This is a genomic window from Caedibacter taeniospiralis, assembly GCF_002803295.2.
GTDB lineage: Bacteria > Pseudomonadota > Gammaproteobacteria > Francisellales > Francisellaceae > Caedibacter > Caedibacter taeniospiralis.
In genome coordinates this window covers 60,124-76,864 of sequence record NZ_PGGB02000006.1, presented here as the reverse complement: position 1 = coordinate 76,864, position 16,741 = coordinate 60,124, and the positions used below count along the sequence as shown (strand labels likewise).

Sequence of the window (16,741 nt, the reverse complement as noted above, 5' to 3'; positions counted from 1 at the left end):
CCATGACTGCCCTCATTATTATCGTCGTCATCTTAGCATTGATCTTTATTTATGTTTTGATGACTTACAACAGCCTGATCGCGGAAATAGAAGCCGTTAAAAACTCTGAACGTCAGATTGATGTGCAATTAGATCGACGCGGCAAAGTCTTTGAATCACTGATCAATGTCGTCAAAAAATACATGGACTATGAGCAAACCACCTTAAAGGATGTCACAGCCTTAAGAAACCAGGCAATCCACGCCAAAGCACAGGGGGATGCGGAAACGCGCATGGCGGCTGAAAATGAGATCTCGAAAATTGCAGGCAGTTTAAACGTTCAATTTGAAAACTACCCCGATTTAAAAGCCAATCAGAACGTTATGCAATTACAAGAGGAAATTACCTCAACCGAAAATAAACTCGCTTTTTCCAAGCAGGCATTTAACGACAGTATCGAGAAATATAATGCACACAAAAAATCGATGATTGCAGGAATGGTTGTCAACATGTTCAAGAGCAAACTTGATGAGAACTTCATCTACTGGCAGGTCAGTGATGAAAAACGCCAAACGCTAGAAGATAGTCGAGTTGAGCTATAACCCATGGCGGCTATTGATATTAATAGCGTTGACTGGCGCGAAGTTGTCAAAAAAAATACCCGAAAGTCTTATATTGTTATCGCATTTTTTCTGATTATATTTTTTGCCCTGGGCTTTTTTATCGACCTTGTGTGGCGCTATGAGCAATATGGCGTCATGCTGACCTATGGCAGTTATCGCCTAAGCTTTAGTGACATAGCCTATCTCATTGCAACCTTAAAACTCACCCCATGGGCAACCATCATTTCAAGCGTCATTGCGTTTATCTGGCTTACTGCCACCTTTAGCTGCTACGATAAAATCATGCTTTCTGGCACGAAATATCGTGAAATTCACCTCAGTGATCCAGATCCTTTGTGCCAGAGAATTTACAACGTTGTCGAAGAGATGAAGATTGCGGCAGGTATGCCCTATATGCCAAAGGTCTATCTAATCGAAGCTGACTATATGAATGCGTTCGCCTCGGGGTTTTCGGAAAAATCCTCTATGGTAGCGGTGACACGGGCTTTAGCCAATCGCTTAAATCGCGATGAACTCCAAGCGGTGATGGCACATGAATTAACGCATATTCGCAACCAGGATATTAAGCTCAACCTCTTTACCGTCGTACTGTCGAATATGTTGATGTTTATGATTGAGTTTTTATTTTACTCCACTTTATTCGGCAGCAACCGCGGTCGCCGCGATAATAACAGTGGTGGTAATGCGATGGCGATTATTCTCATGGTCATTATGCTTTTACGCTTTATCTTACCAATTATCACCAGCATGATGATGCTGTTTTTAAGTCGCACGCGTGAATATATGGCTGATGCTGGAGCCGTGGAATTAATGCGTGATAACAAGCCCATGGCGAGCGCGCTCATTAAAATCAGCCAAAACCACAGTGAACCACAAACTGCACAAGGCTATGCGCACAATAGTAACGAGCGCATGCGTCGCGCCTCTTACTTATATGATCCCGCAAGTGCGAGATTTGCCTCTGGCGGCATGGCGGATATGTTTTCAACACATCCAAGCCTGAAGAAGCGCCTGGCATCTATTGGAGCAGATTTACGCTCATAGCCCAGCAAGAGCGAACTATAAATTCTGCGCCTTATGCTGCAAATAGTGATCAACGAGGACAAGTGCCAGCATCGCTTCAGCAATTGGCACACCACGAATTCCCACACAAGGATCATGTCTGCCTTTCGTGATGACTTCACAGGCTTCTCCATAAATATCAATTGAGCGCCCAGGGATCAAAATACTTGAGGTTGGTTTAAAAGCAATGCTGGCTAAGATTTCTTGTCCCGAGGAAATTCCTCCTAAAATACCACCTGCATGATTACTGATAAATCCTTCGCCTTTAATATACTCATCGCGATGCTCGCTACCCTTTTGTTTTACCACCTCAAAGCCATCACCAATTGCTACGGCTTTCACCGCATTAATACTCATGAGTGCCTTGGCAATTTCCGCATCTAAGCGCCCAAACACAGGCTCACCAAAACCAATAGGAATATTTCTTGCCACGAGATTGACTTTAGCGCCAATGGAGTCTCCTTGTTTACGAATGGATTGCATCAACTCCTCAAGTGCTGGAACTTTATCTGGGTCGGCACAGAAAAAAGGATTTTGCGCAATAAAAGCTTTATCTTTAAAACCAAGCTCAATATCACCTATTTGTGAAACATAGGCAAAAATTTCACTATCAAATTTCTCTTTTAAGATTTTTTTTGCAATCGCGCCTGCTGCCACGCGCATTGCTGTTTCTCTTGCCGAAGCTCTTCCACCACCACGATAGTCACGAATGCCATATTTATGAAAATACGTAAAATCGGCGTGTCCCGGGCGAAACTGATCTTTGATTTCACCGTAATCCTTTGACTTCTGATCAGTGTTTTGAATGATCAAACCAATGGGGGTTCCTGTCGTTTTTCCTTCAAACACACCCGAGAGAATTTTCACTTGATCCAGCTCTTTGCGCTGTGTGGTGAACTTTGACTGACCTGGTCTTCGTCGATCCAGTTCTGTTTGCAAGTCGTTCTCACTTAATTCAAGCCCAGGAGGGCATCCATCAATAATTGCACCCAAAGCCACGCCATGACTTTCGCCAAAGGTGGTCACTTTAAAGAGGCGTCCCAAACTATTGCCTGGCATATTTACACCCTGATTCAAATTCCTGCCTATAGCTTAGAAGCTCTTTTTGCGTGAGTAAAAATACGCCATCACCGCCATCCTCAAAACTTAACCAGGTAAATGGCACACTCGGAAATGCTTCCTGCAAAGCAGGCTGGCTATTTCCGACCTCAACAATCAAGAGACCATCTTCGCTTAAATAATTGATCGCTTCGATAAGAATTCTGCGAGTGATATCCAAGCCATCCTCGCCAGATCCTAAAGCAAGTGCAGGCTCTTTTAGATATTCCTCAGGCATAGACGCGAGATCCTCGCTATCTACATAAGGGGGATTTGAGATAATGAGATCAAATTTCTGCTCTTGTGGTAGTGCATCAAATAAATCTGAATGCACCGCTTTAACTCTATTCTCCAAATTATGAAGCTTAATATTTTTATCGGCGACCACTAGGGCATCCTCCGAAATATCAGTCAATACAACCTCTGCTTCTTCAAATACATGTGCCGCTGCAATACCAATACAACCACTGCCAGTGCACAAATCAAGCACGCGCTTCACCCTATGATGATTCACCCATGGTTCAAACTCATTCCTGATAAGCTCGCCTATGGGTGAGCGTGGAACAATGACTCGTTGATCAACATAAAACTTCATCCCCGCAAACCATGCCGCTTTTGTAAGATAGGGCAAAGGCACACGATCAACCACACGACGATACACCCATTTAATAACTTTCTGACGCTCAACATGCGTTAATCGCGCATCTAAAATTCGATTATCAATACCCAAAGGCAGGTAAAGCGCTTGCAATACCAGATGTACGGCTTCATCCCATGCTGAATCTGTACCATGTCCATAAAAAAGCTCAGCTTCTAAAAAACGACTTGTCGCCCAACGTAAATAATCTCTTATCGTATGTAAATCCTGTGCCAGTGCATCAACATTAACATCTGTGCCAAACACATCACTCATGCTATTCCCCTTTTACTTTTTGGCGATGACAATATTTTCGCCCATGATGGCGCATTGCGTAGGGGCGTATTGCATACGCCTTTGCAAAAATGGGTGGAAATTTTGTCTAAGCCTACTTTTTTATCCTCTTTTCCACACAGTGCCTGTTGGGGTATCCTCCAACAGAATCCCTGCTTTAGCTAACTCTTCACGAATAGCATCAGCCGTGCGATAATCTTTGTTTTTTTTCGCAGCCACTCGCTGTGCAATTAACTTATCAATTTCATCATTCGCCAAAGTCCTGTCGCCACTGTTCTTAAAATACTCCTCTACAGGACAATGTAAAAGTCCCAACACCCCCGAAAGCATCAATAAAAGCCTGGCATAGCTCGCCGCTTGATTCATGTCATCGTGACGGTGTTTATTAATTTCCCGAGCCAAAGCGAATAAAACAGGCAAAGCTTCTGGCGTATTAAAGTCATTATTCATCGCAGCTTTAAACTCATCGATATACTTTTCCCTATCCTCTGGCAAAGTAGTTGTTTCATCAATCTCAATGCCCCGAACTGCCGTATACAGACGCTCTAATGCCGACCTTGCCTGGGATAAATTCTCTTTTGAATAGTTGATCTCACTACGATATTGCCCTGAGATTAGAAAGAATCTCACGACTTCAGGATGGTACTCTGCGAGCACTTCTTTGATAGTAAAAAAGTTATTTAGTGACTTTGACATTTTCTCTTCATTGACCTGCACCATTCCCGAATGCAGCCAGTAATTGGCAAAAGTGCAGCTATTAGCCGCCTCTGATTGCGCAACTTCATTTTCATGATGGGGGAATTTTAGATCCGACCCTCCTGCATGAATGTCAAAATGATCCCCCAGTAATTTCTTAGACATCGCTGAGCATTCAATATGCCAGCCAGGGCGTCCCTTGCCCCAGGGAGACTCCCAGCTTGGTTCATGGGGTTTTGAAGCTTTCCAGAGCACAAAGTCCAATGGATTTTGTTTATCTTCATTACTTTCGATTCGTGCACCAATGTGTAAATGTTCCAGGCTTTGCTTACTGAGCTTACCGTAACCCTCAAATTTTTCCACACGATAATAGACATCACCATTACCACCGGCATATGCAAAGCCTTTGTTAATCAATACTTCAATCATTTTGCACATCTCAGGAATAGTTTCAGTTGCTCGAGGATCGAAATCAGGTCGCAAAATATTTAATCGGTCCAAATCGTCATACATGCTCTTGATCGTACGCTCAACTAAAGCATCCGTTGATTCGCCATTGTCGTTGGCACGCTTAATGATTTTGTCATCAATATCGGTAATATTGCGTACGTAAGTGACATCAAATCCACAAAAGCGAAAATAACGCACGATCACATCAAAAGCGATCTGTGTACGCGCATGCCCGATATGGCAGTCGTCATATACTGTCATACCACAGACATACATTTTTAATTTTTTTGGTGTGATAGGGGTAAATAATTCCTTTTTACCCGATAAAGAATTATGTAAGTAAATACTCATAGGATAGCTTTGGCTTGGAAACTCAACATGGCGCCATGTTACCATTGCTACTGCAAGGTTAAAATCATTTTACATATTTAGCTGCAAACACTTGCCACGTTTTATATTTTTATAAGCATTGTTAAAACTAGAATGATATTACATACAATATTGAAACAAACGGAAAACTTATCTATAATGCCCATTAAAACCCAACAGGAGCCTGCTGAAATAATGAAAGTAGTCTTAGATACAAATGTTGTCTACAGTGCACTCTACTCGAAAAATGGGGCATCCTATAAAATACTGACCACTATTCTTGCACAAGAGACCGTAATAACGTGCATATCTGTCAGTCTAATATGCGAATATGAAGCGGTTTTAAAAAGACAGTTTGATCATTATTTTATTGATCAATTTTTGCGATCATACATAGACTGTTCTGAAAAAATACTCATTGCATACAGATACCGCCCCACTGGCTGTGATGACAAAGATGAGATGGTCTTAGAAGCCGCCATAAACGCACCAGCGGACTATCTTATCACACACAACGTGAAGGACTTCAAGGGTGCAAAAAGTTTCAATCTTGAAGTTGTCACACCCCAGCAATTTTTAAACGTGTTAAAGGAGATCAACCATGGCTAATTTTGCGTTACGATTACCTAATTCAATTTATGATGATCTAAAACAGATCGCTGCATCCGAGGGTGTTTCAATGAATCAGTTTATTATGAGTGCTGTTTCTGAGCGAGTAGCACTTGCTAAAGTCACCTACAGGCTAAACAAAAATACAACAAGGCTTTCAACTGCAGACTTCATTAATTTTCTCGAAAAAAACGTAAAAAACAACCCTCCTTTGGACCAGGATAAATTATAACTCCCTGCTCTTTAGACCTGCAAACACGCCCTAACGAAGCCTTCAAATAACGGATGCCCATCGCGCGGTGTTGATGTAAACTCAGGATGAAACTGACAGGCAATAAACCACGAGTGCGTTGGAATTTCAATCACTTCAACCAGCTTATGATCCTGAGATTTTCCACTCACCACAAGCCCCGCTTTTTCCAACGCGTCAACATAGTGATTATTCAATTCATAGCGATGCCTGTGACGTTCTTTAATTCTACTACTACCATAGACTTTACGTGCCAAGCTCCCTTCTTTCAAATGACACAACTGCGCACCTAAGCGCATGGTGCCACCCAAATCAGAAGCTTGTGAACGCTTCTCCTTGCTGCCATGTTCTGTTTGCCACTCAGTAATAAGGCCAATTAGAATGTCCTTGGCATCCGCTTGAAACTCGGTGCTGTTGGCACCCCTTAAACCAAGCACATTACGCGCATATTCAATCACTGCCACCTGCATGCCAAGACAGATCCCCAAAAATGGAATGTTATTTTCTCTGGCATATTGTACGGCTTTGATTTTCCCTTCAACACCTCGCGCTCCAAAGCCGCCAGGCACTAAGATGCCATCAACCTTGCCAATGATTTTTTCAACTTCATTCTTCTCGATTTCCTCGGAGTCAACGAACTTGATATTGACCTTAGTATGATTGTGGATACCTGCATGAAATAGTGCTTCATTTAAAGACTTATAGGCTTCAGTCAAGCTCACATATTTACCAACCATGGCAATCGTGATTTCATGTTTTGGATTTTTAATGGCATAAACCACTTTATCCCACTCAGACAAGTCTGCCGAGCGCACATGGAGTCCTAGCTGGCTTACCACACAAATATCCAGCCCCTGATCATGGTAAAGGCGTGGAATTTCATAGATGCTTGAGACATCTTCAGCACTAAATACAGCGGATTCCTGGACATTGGTAAACAGGGCAATTTTGCGGCGCTCATCGCTATCGAAGCTTCGTTCACAACGACAAACCAAAATATCAGGCTGAATACCGATAGATCGTAATTCTTTAACTGAATGCTGCGTCGGCTTCGTTTTCAACTCCCCAGCAGCCTTAATATAAGGTAAAAGCGTCAGGTGTAAAAATAAACTTCGTGCTTTTCCAAGCTCTTGAGCTAATTGGCGAATTGCCTCAAGAAAAGGGAGAGATTCAATATCACCAACCGTTCCACCAATTTCAACGATCGCAATATCGGTTCCATGATCAACCCCTTGTAAAATCTTAAGTTTGATTTCATCAGTGATATGGGGAATGACTTGAATGGTTCCTCCTAAATAGTCGCCACGGCGCTCTTTTTTAATTACATCCTGATATACACGCCCCGTGGTAAAATTGTTGCGCCTAGTCATCTTGGTGCGAATAAAACGTTCATAATGCCCCAAGTCTAAATCTGTCTCAGCCCCATCTTCGGTAACAAATACCTCTCCATGCTGTAACGGACTCATCGTACCAGGATCAATGTTAATATAGGGATCAAGTTTCATTAATGTAACGCTTAGACCACGACACTCTAAAAGTGTTGCTAAAGAAGCGGCAGTGATTCCTTTACCCAGTGATGAGACAACACCACCAGTAACAAAGATAAATTTAGTATGTTGATTTTCAATACGAGTTGACATAAGAGCGAAAACATTAAGCGTAGTTAATGTTGGCAGAGCATAACAAAAAGCCTTTTTGTAAGCTAGCAGAATCGCATATCAACCTCTTTTATTTCATTGCTCACTTGCTGGAGTTCCGCACTTTGCGATTTTTTAAAGACTACTCTAGTTTCTTTATCAAAACTTCATTCACTTGTTTGGGGTTGGCTTTGCCTTTACTGTTTTTCATCACCTGACCAACAAAGAAACTCAGAAGTTTAACGTTACCAGCTTGGTAATTCTGAACCTGCGTTGGATTTTGAACCATAACCTCATCAACCAGAGCTTCAACTAATTTTGCATCATTGTGTTGACGCACCCCAAGCTGATCGATAATCCACTGGATAGACTGAGAGTTATCAAAATAGCTTTGCAATACCGCTTTAGCCGATTTTAGAGAAATTTCATCCTTTTCGATACTTTGAATAATCTCATGGACGATTGCCACGGGCACACTATCTGGATTAAAGGCTGTTTGCGCTTTATTAAATAATGCCTGGAGTTCAACGGCTACCCAGTTATAAGCAACTCTGGGAGCCAGGCTTGCGGCAAGCCTGTCGTAGTAATCAGCCACGTCTGGATTATCCATTAAAAAGCTTACTTCATCGTCATTTAAGACTTTGGCATAGGCCTCCTCACGCACCTTTGGCAGCACTGGCATATCTGCCTTGATCGCCTCTATTTCCTCTGTTGAAATCATCATAGGCAATAAGTCAGGATCAGGAAAATAGCGGTAGTCAAATGCATTTTCCTTGCTGCGCATGCTGCGAGTTTCATTTTTATCCGCATCATAAAGCCTCGTTTCCTGGGTGATTTTTTCGCCTTTTTCCAGGAGCTTAACCTGGCGCTGGTACTCGTAGTGAATCGCACTTTCGATAAAGCGAAATGAGTTGATATTTTTTAACTCTGCTCTTGTGCCTAAGGACTCATTTTCTTTGCGTACCGAGAGATTAACATCACAGCGAAACGATCCTTCCTGCATATTACCATCGCAAATCCCCAAGTGCTGGACGACTTGATGCAGGTCCTTCAAATAACAAACAACTTCTTCGGCACTACGAAAATCAGGATGTGTCACGATTTCTAAAAGAGGGGTGCCCGCACGGTTATAATCCAGACCTGTTTGCTCACCGATAAAGTCATGCACGGACTTACCAGCATCTTCCTCAAGATGCGCCCTTTCAATACGAATGATTTTTGCCCCTTTACTTGTCTGAATATTGAGTTTGCCATTTTGCACAATAGGGTTATGTGATTGACTGATTTGATAGCCTTTTGGCAGATCAGGATAAAAATAGTTTTTACGCGCAAAAAAACTGTTTTTTGAAATCATCGCATCAACCGCGACGCCAAACTTTATCGCCATTTCAATCGCTTTTTTATTAACCACAGGTAAAGTCCCTGGTAGTGCAACATCCACAAAGCTTACTTGCGTGTTTGGAGGCTGCCCATAAAGGCTTGCGGCATTAGAAAAAATTTTTGCTTTGGTCTTTAGCTGCACATGAACTTCAAGCCCAATGACCATCTCATAACTCATGCCCAGCCCCCCTGTAATAATTGTCTTGGCTGGTGGAAATTTGTCTTACGCTGAAACTCGCTAACCGCCTGTAACAAGACGTGGTCCTTAAAGTTTTTGGACATTAATTGCGCTCCAAAGGGTAAATGGTCGATCATCCCAATTGGAAAAGAAATCGCAGGAGCTCCAGTTAAATTAGCAATCAGGGTATACATATCTGATAAATAGGTACTCACTGGATCGGTTTGAGCACCAAGCTTAGGTGCGGTTGTCGCTGCTGTCGGCAACAAAATCATATCCACTTCCCGATAGATTTGATCTAAATCCTGCTTTAACTTGCTGCGCACCTGCTGCGCCTTGTGATAATACGCCTCATACTGGCTTGCCGCTAATACATAATTACCAATCACAATGCGCCGTTTGACTTCTCTTCCAAAACCCTCGGTACGGCTATTAATGTACAGCTCATCGAGAGTATTCGCTTTTTTACTTCGATAGCCGTAACGCACACCGTCAAAGCGTGCCAGGTTTGTTGCTGCCTCAGCAGGAGCCAGAATATAATAACTTGACACGGCAGGTTTCAAATCAGGTAGCTTGATACTCTTAACTCTGACGCCCTGTTTTTTATAGATCTCAAGACAATCTTGCAATAAGCTTTGCGCTTTTGCGGATAAATCGGCAATGAGTGCTTCATCAATCCCAATCGATAAGCCTGACAAGTCTTGCTGTATCGTCCTGGTGAAAAAATCTGCACTCGTGCCAACGCTTGTACCATCTTTCTCATCTTGACCTGCCATGGCTTGTAATAAATAAGCGCAATCTATCGCATAGTGCGCCAGCACCCCAACTTGATCAAATGACGAGCCATAGGCCACCAAACCGTAGCGCGATAAGCTCCCATAACTTGGCTTCATGCCAGTGATCCCACAAAAGCTTGCAGGTTGCCTGACCGACCCCCCTGTATCACTTCCTGTAGCAAAAGGGCTCAACCCCGCGGCAACGGCTGCCGCTGATCCGCCTGAGGACCCTCCTGGAACACAGCTTAAATCATAGGGATTTTTAACACTGCCAAAATAGCTGTTTTCGCTGCTTGAACCCATGCCAAATTCATCCATATTAGTTTTGCCCAACAAAATCATGTCTTGGCTGGCAAGTTTTTCGACAACCGTGGCGTTGAACGGGGACTTATAATCGCTTAATATTCTGGAAGCACAGGTTGTTGTTAAAACATCCGTACATAGATTATCTTTGTGCACGATAGGCAGTCCCGTTAAAAGTGCCTGTTTCTTATCGCTGATGATTTTATCGGCGCGTTTAGCAATGCTTAACGCCTGAGCTTCATTAACGGAAATAAACGCATTTAAAGCCTGGTTTTTGTACTTTATTTCCTTTAAATAAGATTGTGTCAGCTCGAGTGCGCTTAACTCTCTATTGTCGAGCTTGTTACGCAGCTGCTGTAAAATACTCATATGGTTAAAATCCCTTACTCAATCACTTTAGGAACGATAAAATAGTGCGCCTGATATTCAGGTGCAATTGCCTGAAACTCATGCTCATGTTGCTGAGAGCACGACGTGTCATCGCGCATGATACCGTGGTTCGTTAATGGTGAGATCATAGGCTTTACATCTTCTGTATCAACAGATTGTATATTACTAAACAGAGTCAAAATGCGATTAAGATCTTCTTCAAACCGCACCAGCTCTTGCTGATTTGCACTTAATTTGGAAAGCGCCAAGATATGTTCTAATTCCTGCCGTGAGATAGCCATGTTACACTTCCTGTTCTTTAAATTGATGTAAGACATAATCACAGCCTACACTCAAGTGGCGTATTGACTACAGATTATTTTCAGATGGTAGCGCCGCTTCAACCCTCTCATATACCCTATGGGGTTCAGGCTAATGTTTCGTCCTATTACCAGCTTCGTATTTTAATTTCAGCACGATATCCATATCAAGACCCGTCGCTTTTGCCACCTGTTCATCCGATAAACTCATGCTAAATAAATTACGCGCTGTTTCTTGTGCCTTTAACATGGCTCCTTGCTGCTGCGCCTTTTCTTCCCATTGTTGTCTTAACGTCATAATATCAACCCCTGTTAARTCATCTAATTTCTTCAACGTCTCACTTGCTACATGCTCTGAGTCTAAATCCAAACTCATCAGCAAATTAACGAATGCTTTCTTAAAATCTTTGCCCTCAAAATAATGYGCAAGTTCTGGGTGTGATTCCAATAAACCGACTAATCGCTCGGCAAGCTCTTTATCCCTTGCGTATTTTAGCACCAACTCAAAGAAAAACCTAAARCCTTGTTGGGCAATTTCATCATCACTCATCACRGTTAGGTCAATSAGCCTKATATCRTTAAAAGCATATTTCTGYGCCAGTGYTTTRWYTTCAAAGCAATCAAAAATACTGACACTATGCGGGTATTTTTCCTTGGTGCCATGATAAAGCAAGATCGGTATTACGATAGGAAGCTTCTCATTACCCTTGGCTAAATGCTTTTCCATAATCCTAATCACATACTTATGAAATCTAAAGGGCAAAAGATCATGTTCTTTGAGTCCACTCTCATGCTCGACGAGAAAATATATATAAGCACGTTTGCCTTTAATCGGCACACTCCAAAGCACATCACTGATTAATTTTCTAAGCTCAGGATCAATATGCTCACTTGGCTCCAGCTGCATTTTATCAAACTCAGCAAGATTAGCTAACTCTTGCGGTAAAAGGCGCCTTATTAATTCCTCGGCAATATCTCTTTGCTCAAGGTTGAATTTGGCAAATTCATCGTATTTTGGTCTGTTTAGGTCTTTCTTCTTACTCATTCTAACTGCTATCCAATATTTTCCTGACTACTTCAAAGCCCTACGCTTACTGGGCTGGGCTAGGCGTGCACCCCCACCTAAGGTCTAAAGCCATTTAGGTCAACAGAAACATTAAATCGCTAACAATCCAGACGCTAATAGAGCCAACACAAAAATTGGAAAACTTGAAAATAAACTATCCATTCTATCCAGTATGCCACCGTGCCCTGGTAGAATCGTGCCGCTATCCTTAACACCACACTCGCGTTTGATCATACTTTCAAACAGGTCGCCCAAAAGCGCCACCATCACGATAGCGAAAGATAAAATAATCAGCACAGTCTGCTCGAAACGACTATGGCTGATCACCAAAGCACAGACGACACCCGCCAGACCTCCAAATATCGCACCGCCAACCAAACCTTCAATGGTTTTCTTGGGACTGATGATGGGAGCCAGCTTTTTCTTGCCATATTGCCGCCCAACAAAATAAGCACCACTGTCTGCAAGTGTTACTACTAACATCATCAATAACAGCAGTGATGGCTTTTGCTGATGCAGCAATGCTACTGATACCCATAATGGAACAATTACAAGAAAACCCATGATGTAGCGCGCACTAGCTGACATCGCTTTAAAGCGCACATTGGGGTATCGCAGCACAAGATAAAAAGCAAACAGCCAGAATAATAGTGACACAATCAATGTCATTAATTGGAAATACTGCGACAGGTAAATGAGTAACATTGTCACCAGCAAATAAATGACTCGCGCTATCAGATTTTTTGCATTGGCAAGTGCAGCCCACTCCCAAGCCGCAAATAGCAAAATAATCGCAACAGCACCGTCAAATATTACATCACTTAGCCTAAATATCGCCCATAAAACAACAAGACCTAAAATAACCCCTGTGATAATTCGTTCCTTCACGTTCTACCCTCTAATTGCTCATCCGTTTTGCCAAATCGCCTGATTCGCTTTTGATACTCATCCAAAGCCAGCTGAAAATCTTTTTTAGAAAAATCTGGCCAGTATTTTTGGCAGAAGTATAACTCAGCATAAGATAGCTGCCAAATCATAAAGTTACTTATTCGCTTTTCACCACTGGTGCGGATTAATAAATCCACTGGTGTTTGAATTTCCTTAATTAAATATTGTTGAAACTGTTCCTCTGTTAAATCATCTAATTCAATCTGCTTGTTTTGAATAGCCTCTGCTATTCTTTTTGCTGCTGCCACGACTTCCCATTGCCCACTGTAGTCAATTGCCACGTTTAACTGCAACCCTGTACAATGCGCGGTTTGGCTCTCAGCCTGATGAATATTACTTTTCACTTGAGTGGGCAGTCTACTGCGGTCTCCTACTATACTAAGTTTGACATTATTGTTTTGCATCATAGAGATCTCACTGACCAGGACTTCCGAAAACAGCCCCATCAATGTCTCAACTTCCTCTTGAGGACGCTGCCAATTTTCACGTCCAAAGGCAAAAAGTGTTAATATATCAACCCCTTTCTCAACAGCAAACTCAATCGCTGCGCGCACACTTTTTACTGCCGCTTTATGCCCCGAAGTCCGAGGGAAGAGTCGTTTTTTTGCCCAGCGTCCATTCCCATCCATGATAATAGCAACATGCTTAGGCAAGCGATGAGTTGACATAAAGCTTTAGATTTCCATTAAATCTTGTTCTTTTTCCTGCACTGCTGCGTCGGCTTTAGCAATCATATCATTGGTTATTTTTTGAATACTGTCTTCTGCTTTTTTAGCATCATCCTCAGAAATTTCTTTCTCTTTTAACAAATCTTTAATATCTGAGTTGGCATCTCGACGAATATTACGAATAGCAACACGCCCCTTTTCTGCTTCATTCCGCACTAATTTGACCAGTTCTCTGCGGCGCTCTTCATTAAGTGCTGGCATGGGAATACGTAAACTATCTCCAAGATTAGCGGGATTTAGTCCCAAATCAGACATCAAAATTGCTTTTTCGATTTTTGCTGCCAAACCTTTCTCCCATGGCGTAATACCCAAAGTACGTGCATCCAATACGTTGATATTCGCCGCCTGTGAAATAGGGGTTTCTATACCATAGTAGTCAATATTGATATGCGCTAATAGATCAGGGTGTGCGCGTCCCGTTCTAATTTTTGCCAAATCATGGCGCAAGCTTTCCAGGCTCTTTTCCATGCGATCTTTGGCATCGGCTAAAATTGTTTTAATCATTTTTAACTCCTAATTTCTAACCCAGGTCCCTGTTGATTCCCCATCGAGCACACGTTTGAGCGCACCTGTATGACTCAAATTAAATACGCAAATAGGAATATTAAAATCGCGCGCCTGCACAAATGCACCCAGATCCATCACGGCTAACTCTCTTGATAAAGCATCGTTAAAGCTTAAAACATCAAACTTGGTAGCATCACTATGCTTATTGGGGTCCTTGTCATAAACGCCATCCACCGTGGTGACTTTCAAAATAGCATCAGCCTCTATTTCCGCAGCTCTCAAAGTTGCGGTAGTATCTGTAGTGACAAAAGGATTACCTGTGCCTCCCGCAAAAATGACAACCTTTCCCTCGGTCAAATAACGCTTGGCTAGTTTTGGATTTGATACTGTAAACACCCCATCAATACCACGCGCCGAAAGCACCTCATTATCCATGCCTGCATGACTTAGTATATCTGATAATGCCAGCGCATTAATCATCGTCGCAAGCATACCCATGGTATCGGCTGTACTTCTTTTAACTTGATCTTGAAAATTTGCACGCCCACCCCTTAGAATATTGCCACCGCCAATGACTATCGCTACTTGCACACCCTGTTTAAGCACCTCTTTTAGATCGTCAACCACTGCTTTAATTGCGTCAACCTGGATACCAAAGCCATCGGTTGACAGCGACTCTCCGCTGAGTTTAATCAAAATTCGCTTAAGTTTTGGGTGTGACATCAGCATCATGCTCCTTGAACCTGACTCATTACTTCAGCAGCAAAATCAGTTTCTACTTTTTCAATGCCCTCGCCCACTCCGAAACGAATGAACCCAGTGACACTTGCATTGTTTGCCTTAAGTAACTGCTCAACCTTCTGGTCAGGATTTTTCACAAATGGCTGACCAACCAGGCTTTGTTCATCTAAAAACTTACGAATGCGCCCTGCGATCATTTTTTCGATAATTTCATCAGGCTTCCCACTTTCACGTGCTTGCGCGATAAAGATTTCTTTTTCTTTCTCAACGATTTCACCTGGCACTTGATCCTGCGATACCACAATCGGATTAGAGGCAGCAATGTGCATAGCCACATCTTTTGCCAGCGTCTCATCACCGCCCTTCATCGAAACGATTACGCCAATGCGACCACCGTGGCTATAGACACCCACAGTTTCACCCTCAAGCACGCCAACACGGCGGACATTGATGTTCTCGCCGATTTTAGCAATCAAATTCCTACGTGCATCATCGATCGTTTCACCTGAAGCTAAATTAAGCGCGAGCACTTCTTCCAGTGTCTTTGCATTTGAACGCGCTACCGCAGCAACAACCGCATCCGCGAATTCTTTAAAGTTTTCATCACGTGCAACAAAGTCAGTTTCAGAGTTGATTTCAACAATCACCGCTCTATGAGCAGATTGCGCCATCACCACAACCCCTTCAGCGGCAACGCGAGAGGCTTTTTTATCCGCTTTGGCAGCACCTGATTTACGCATTTCTTCAACCGCTTTTTCGATGTCGCCATTGGTTTGAGTCAACGCTTTTTTGCACTCCATCATGCCCGCACCTGTGCGCTCACGAAGCTCTTTTACTAATTGAGCACTAATAGTAGCTGTCATTAATAAGATTCCTTATTGTTAATTCATTAAAATCTAGAGGATTAAGCTTCTTCCTCAGAAGCATCAATTGTCTTTTCTTCGGCAACATGTGACGTCTTTTTCGCATCAATAATGGCATTCGCAAACTGACTCAAGTAGAAACGAATCGCCTTGACCGCATCATCATTACCAGGAATGACGTAGTCAATATCATCGGGACTTGAGTTACTGTCAACCACAGCCACTACAGGAATACCCAGACGTTTTGCTTCTTCAATGGCGATATGCTCTTCTTTGCTATCAATAATAACGAGCACATCAGGCAAACCGCCCATGTCTTTGATTCCGCCCAAGGCTTTTTCTAACTTTTCAATCTCACGCGCATTTTGTAGCGCTTCTTTCTTTGTCACACGTTCAAAAACACCTTCTTCCTGCATTTTTTCAAGATCACGCAAACGTTTGATCGATTGACGAATCGTTTTGTAATTTGTCAACATACCACCTAGCCAACGGTGATTAACGTAAGGCATACCACAACGGGATGCTTCTTCAGCCACGATTTCCTGTGCTTGACGCTTAGTACCAACAAATAAAATTTTACCGTTCTTAGCAGCAGATTTTCCAACAAAGTTAATCGCGTCCTGAAATAAAGGCACCGTCTTTTCCAGGTTGATAATGTGTATTCCATGATTAATTCCAAAAATGAATTCGCTCATTTTTGGATTCCAGAATCTCTTTTGGTGACCGTAGTGAACACCCGCTTGTAACATTTCTTTCATTAAAGACATCATTTTTCTCCAAAATATTGGGTTGAGCCGCCATCACTCCCACCTTTAAACCTTGAATTCTAAGGCACCCTAAAAGTGTGTCGAGCAACGT

At 42.5% G+C, this 16,741-nt stretch carries 18 protein-coding genes; 4 read left to right on the top strand and 14 right to left on the bottom strand.

All coding sequences use genetic code 11. From position 1 onward, the window contains the following. The first annotated feature begins 2 nt into the window (after positions 1-2). Positions 3-581 carry a LemA family protein gene (locus tag CU053_RS03635; protein WP_100550771.1) on the top strand — a complete coding sequence of 193 codons (579 nt, stop codon included), beginning with the start codon at positions 3-5 and terminating at the stop codon, positions 579-581. Between the two features lie 3 nt (positions 582-584). Beyond that, positions 585-1,646, top strand: a complete 1,062-nt coding sequence (htpX, locus tag CU053_RS03630; RefSeq protein ID WP_100550772.1) for a zinc metalloprotease HtpX — start codon at positions 585-587, stop codon at positions 1,644-1,646. A 15-nt stretch (positions 1,647-1,661) separates the two neighbouring features. Here the strand turns inward: htpX and aroC are convergent, their stop codons facing one another. The 3 genes from aroC to cysS all read right to left on the bottom strand — a co-directional run bounded on the left by aroC (position 1,662) and on the right by cysS (position 5,184). Continuing rightward, positions 1,662-2,723, bottom strand: a complete 1,062-nt coding sequence (aroC, locus tag CU053_RS03625) for a chorismate synthase (protein ID WP_100550773.1) — start codon at positions 2,721-2,723, stop codon at positions 1,662-1,664. Continuing rightward, positions 2,710-3,675 (bottom strand): 50S ribosomal protein L3 N(5)-glutamine methyltransferase, encoded by a 966-nt coding sequence (gene prmB / locus CU053_RS03620; protein WP_100550774.1) that lies wholly within the window; start codon positions 3,673-3,675, stop codon positions 2,710-2,712. The genes aroC and prmB overlap by 14 nt, the downstream gene beginning before the upstream one ends. 120 nt (positions 3,676-3,795) lie before the next feature. Beyond that, on the bottom strand, positions 3,796-5,184 hold the full coding sequence (cysS, locus tag CU053_RS03615) for a cysteine--tRNA ligase (protein WP_456061813.1): 1,389 nt from the start codon (positions 5,182-5,184) through the stop codon (positions 3,796-3,798). Positions 5,185-5,367: 183 nt separating this feature from the next. On the opposite strand from cysS, the gene CU053_RS03610 reads away from it, so the two are divergent. Both CU053_RS03610 and CU053_RS03605 read left to right on the top strand, forming a co-directional pair. Beyond that, complete coding sequence (locus CU053_RS03610) at positions 5,368-5,817, top strand: putative toxin-antitoxin system toxin component, PIN family (protein ID WP_158106974.1); 450 nt, start codon at positions 5,368-5,370, stop codon at positions 5,815-5,817. Continuing rightward, the gene (locus CU053_RS03605) at positions 5,810-6,049 is read left to right on the top strand and encodes a toxin-antitoxin system HicB family antitoxin (RefSeq protein ID WP_100550776.1); all 240 of its coding nucleotides are present in this window, start codon (positions 5,810-5,812) and stop codon (positions 6,047-6,049) included. Before CU053_RS03610 ends, CU053_RS03605 begins: the two co-directional genes overlap by 8 nt. An 11-nt stretch (positions 6,050-6,060) precedes the next feature. On the opposite strand, the gene CU053_RS03600 is transcribed toward CU053_RS03605, so the two are convergent. The 11 genes from CU053_RS03600 to rpsB all read right to left on the bottom strand — a co-directional run bounded on the left by CU053_RS03600 (position 6,061) and on the right by rpsB (position 16,650). Next, the gene (locus CU053_RS03600) at positions 6,061-7,707 is read right to left on the bottom strand and encodes a CTP synthase (RefSeq protein ID WP_100550777.1); all 1,647 of its coding nucleotides are present in this window, start codon (positions 7,705-7,707) and stop codon (positions 6,061-6,063) included. Positions 7,708-7,846: 139 nt separating this feature from the next. Then, positions 7,847-9,262, bottom strand: a complete 1,416-nt coding sequence (gene gatB, locus CU053_RS03595; protein WP_100550778.1) for an Asp-tRNA(Asn)/Glu-tRNA(Gln) amidotransferase subunit GatB — start codon at positions 9,260-9,262, stop codon at positions 7,847-7,849. Continuing rightward, on the bottom strand, positions 9,259-10,710 hold the full coding sequence (gatA, locus tag CU053_RS03590) for an Asp-tRNA(Asn)/Glu-tRNA(Gln) amidotransferase subunit GatA (protein WP_100550779.1): 1,452 nt from the start codon (positions 10,708-10,710) through the stop codon (positions 9,259-9,261). Before gatA ends, gatB begins: the two co-directional genes overlap by 4 nt. A 14-nt stretch (positions 10,711-10,724) precedes the next feature. Next, the gene (gene gatC, locus CU053_RS03585) at positions 10,725-11,012 is read right to left on the bottom strand and encodes an Asp-tRNA(Asn)/Glu-tRNA(Gln) amidotransferase subunit GatC (protein WP_158106973.1); all 288 of its coding nucleotides are present in this window, start codon (positions 11,010-11,012) and stop codon (positions 10,725-10,727) included. A gap of 130 nt (positions 11,013-11,142) precedes the next feature. Next, the gene (locus CU053_RS03580) at positions 11,143-12,075 is read right to left on the bottom strand and encodes an Rpn family recombination-promoting nuclease/putative transposase (protein ID WP_100550781.1); all 933 of its coding nucleotides are present in this window, start codon (positions 12,073-12,075) and stop codon (positions 11,143-11,145) included. 111 nt (positions 12,076-12,186) lie between these two features. After that, positions 12,187-12,984: a phosphatidate cytidylyltransferase gene (locus tag CU053_RS03575; protein ID WP_100550782.1), complete on the bottom strand. Its 798-nt coding sequence runs from the start codon at positions 12,982-12,984 to the stop codon at positions 12,187-12,189. Beyond that, positions 12,981-13,712, bottom strand: a complete 732-nt coding sequence (locus CU053_RS03570; RefSeq protein WP_100550783.1) for an isoprenyl transferase — start codon at positions 13,710-13,712, stop codon at positions 12,981-12,983. Before CU053_RS03570 ends, CU053_RS03575 begins: the two co-directional genes overlap by 4 nt. A gap of 6 nt (positions 13,713-13,718) precedes the next feature. Continuing rightward, the gene (gene frr, locus CU053_RS03565) at positions 13,719-14,276 is read right to left on the bottom strand and encodes a ribosome recycling factor (RefSeq protein WP_100550784.1); all 558 of its coding nucleotides are present in this window, start codon (positions 14,274-14,276) and stop codon (positions 13,719-13,721) included. A 9-nt stretch (positions 14,277-14,285) separates the two neighbouring features. Further along, on the bottom strand, positions 14,286-15,002 hold the full coding sequence (gene pyrH / locus CU053_RS03560) for a UMP kinase (protein WP_100550802.1): 717 nt from the start codon (positions 15,000-15,002) through the stop codon (positions 14,286-14,288). Between the two features lie 5 nt (positions 15,003-15,007). Continuing rightward, entirely contained in the window at positions 15,008-15,883 is an 876-nt protein-coding gene (gene tsf, locus CU053_RS03555; RefSeq protein ID WP_100550785.1) for a translation elongation factor Ts, read from the bottom strand. A gap of 41 nt (positions 15,884-15,924) precedes the next feature. Then, the gene (rpsB, locus tag CU053_RS03550; RefSeq protein WP_100550786.1) at positions 15,925-16,650 is read right to left on the bottom strand and encodes a 30S ribosomal protein S2; all 726 of its coding nucleotides are present in this window, start codon (positions 16,648-16,650) and stop codon (positions 15,925-15,927) included. Positions 16,651-16,741 lie beyond the last annotated feature (91 nt).

Coding starts and splice junctions, on each gene's coding strand:
- CU053_RS03570 (WP_100550783.1), bottom strand. CDS start 13,712: ATGTCAACTCATCGCTTGCCTAAGCATGTTGCTATTATCATGGATGGG.
- gatA (WP_100550779.1), bottom strand. CDS start 10,710: ATGAGTATTTTACAGCAGCTGCGTAACAAGCTCGACAATAGAGAGTTA.
- pyrH (WP_100550802.1), bottom strand. CDS start 15,002: ATGTCACACCCAAAACTTAAGCGAATTTTGATTAAACTCAGCGGAGAG.
- htpX (WP_100550772.1), top strand. CDS start 585: ATGGCGGCTATTGATATTAATAGCGTTGACTGGCGCGAAGTTGTCAAA.
- gatC (WP_158106973.1), bottom strand. CDS start 11,012: ATGGCTATCTCACGGCAGGAATTAGAACATATCTTGGCGCTTTCCAAA.
- aroC (WP_100550773.1), bottom strand. CDS start 2,723: ATGCCAGGCAATAGTTTGGGACGCCTCTTTAAAGTGACCACCTTTGGC.
- CU053_RS03610 (WP_158106974.1), top strand. CDS start 5,368: ATGCCCATTAAAACCCAACAGGAGCCTGCTGAAATAATGAAAGTAGTC.
- CU053_RS03635 (WP_100550771.1), top strand. CDS start 3: ATGACTGCCCTCATTATTATCGTCGTCATCTTAGCATTGATCTTTATT.
- tsf (WP_100550785.1), bottom strand. CDS start 15,883: ATGACAGCTACTATTAGTGCTCAATTAGTAAAAGAGCTTCGTGAGCGC.
- gatB (WP_100550778.1), bottom strand. CDS start 9,262: ATGAGTTATGAGATGGTCATTGGGCTTGAAGTTCATGTGCAGCTAAAG.
- CU053_RS03600 (WP_100550777.1), bottom strand. CDS start 7,707: ATGTCAACTCGTATTGAAAATCAACATACTAAATTTATCTTTGTTACT.
- frr (WP_100550784.1), bottom strand. CDS start 14,276: ATGATTAAAACAATTTTAGCCGATGCCAAAGATCGCATGGAAAAGAGC.
- rpsB (WP_100550786.1), bottom strand. CDS start 16,650: ATGTCTTTAATGAAAGAAATGTTACAAGCGGGTGTTCACTACGGTCAC.
- prmB (WP_100550774.1), bottom strand. CDS start 3,675: ATGAGTGATGTGTTTGGCACAGATGTTAATGTTGATGCACTGGCACAG.
- CU053_RS03605 (WP_100550776.1), top strand. CDS start 5,810: ATGGCTAATTTTGCGTTACGATTACCTAATTCAATTTATGATGATCTA.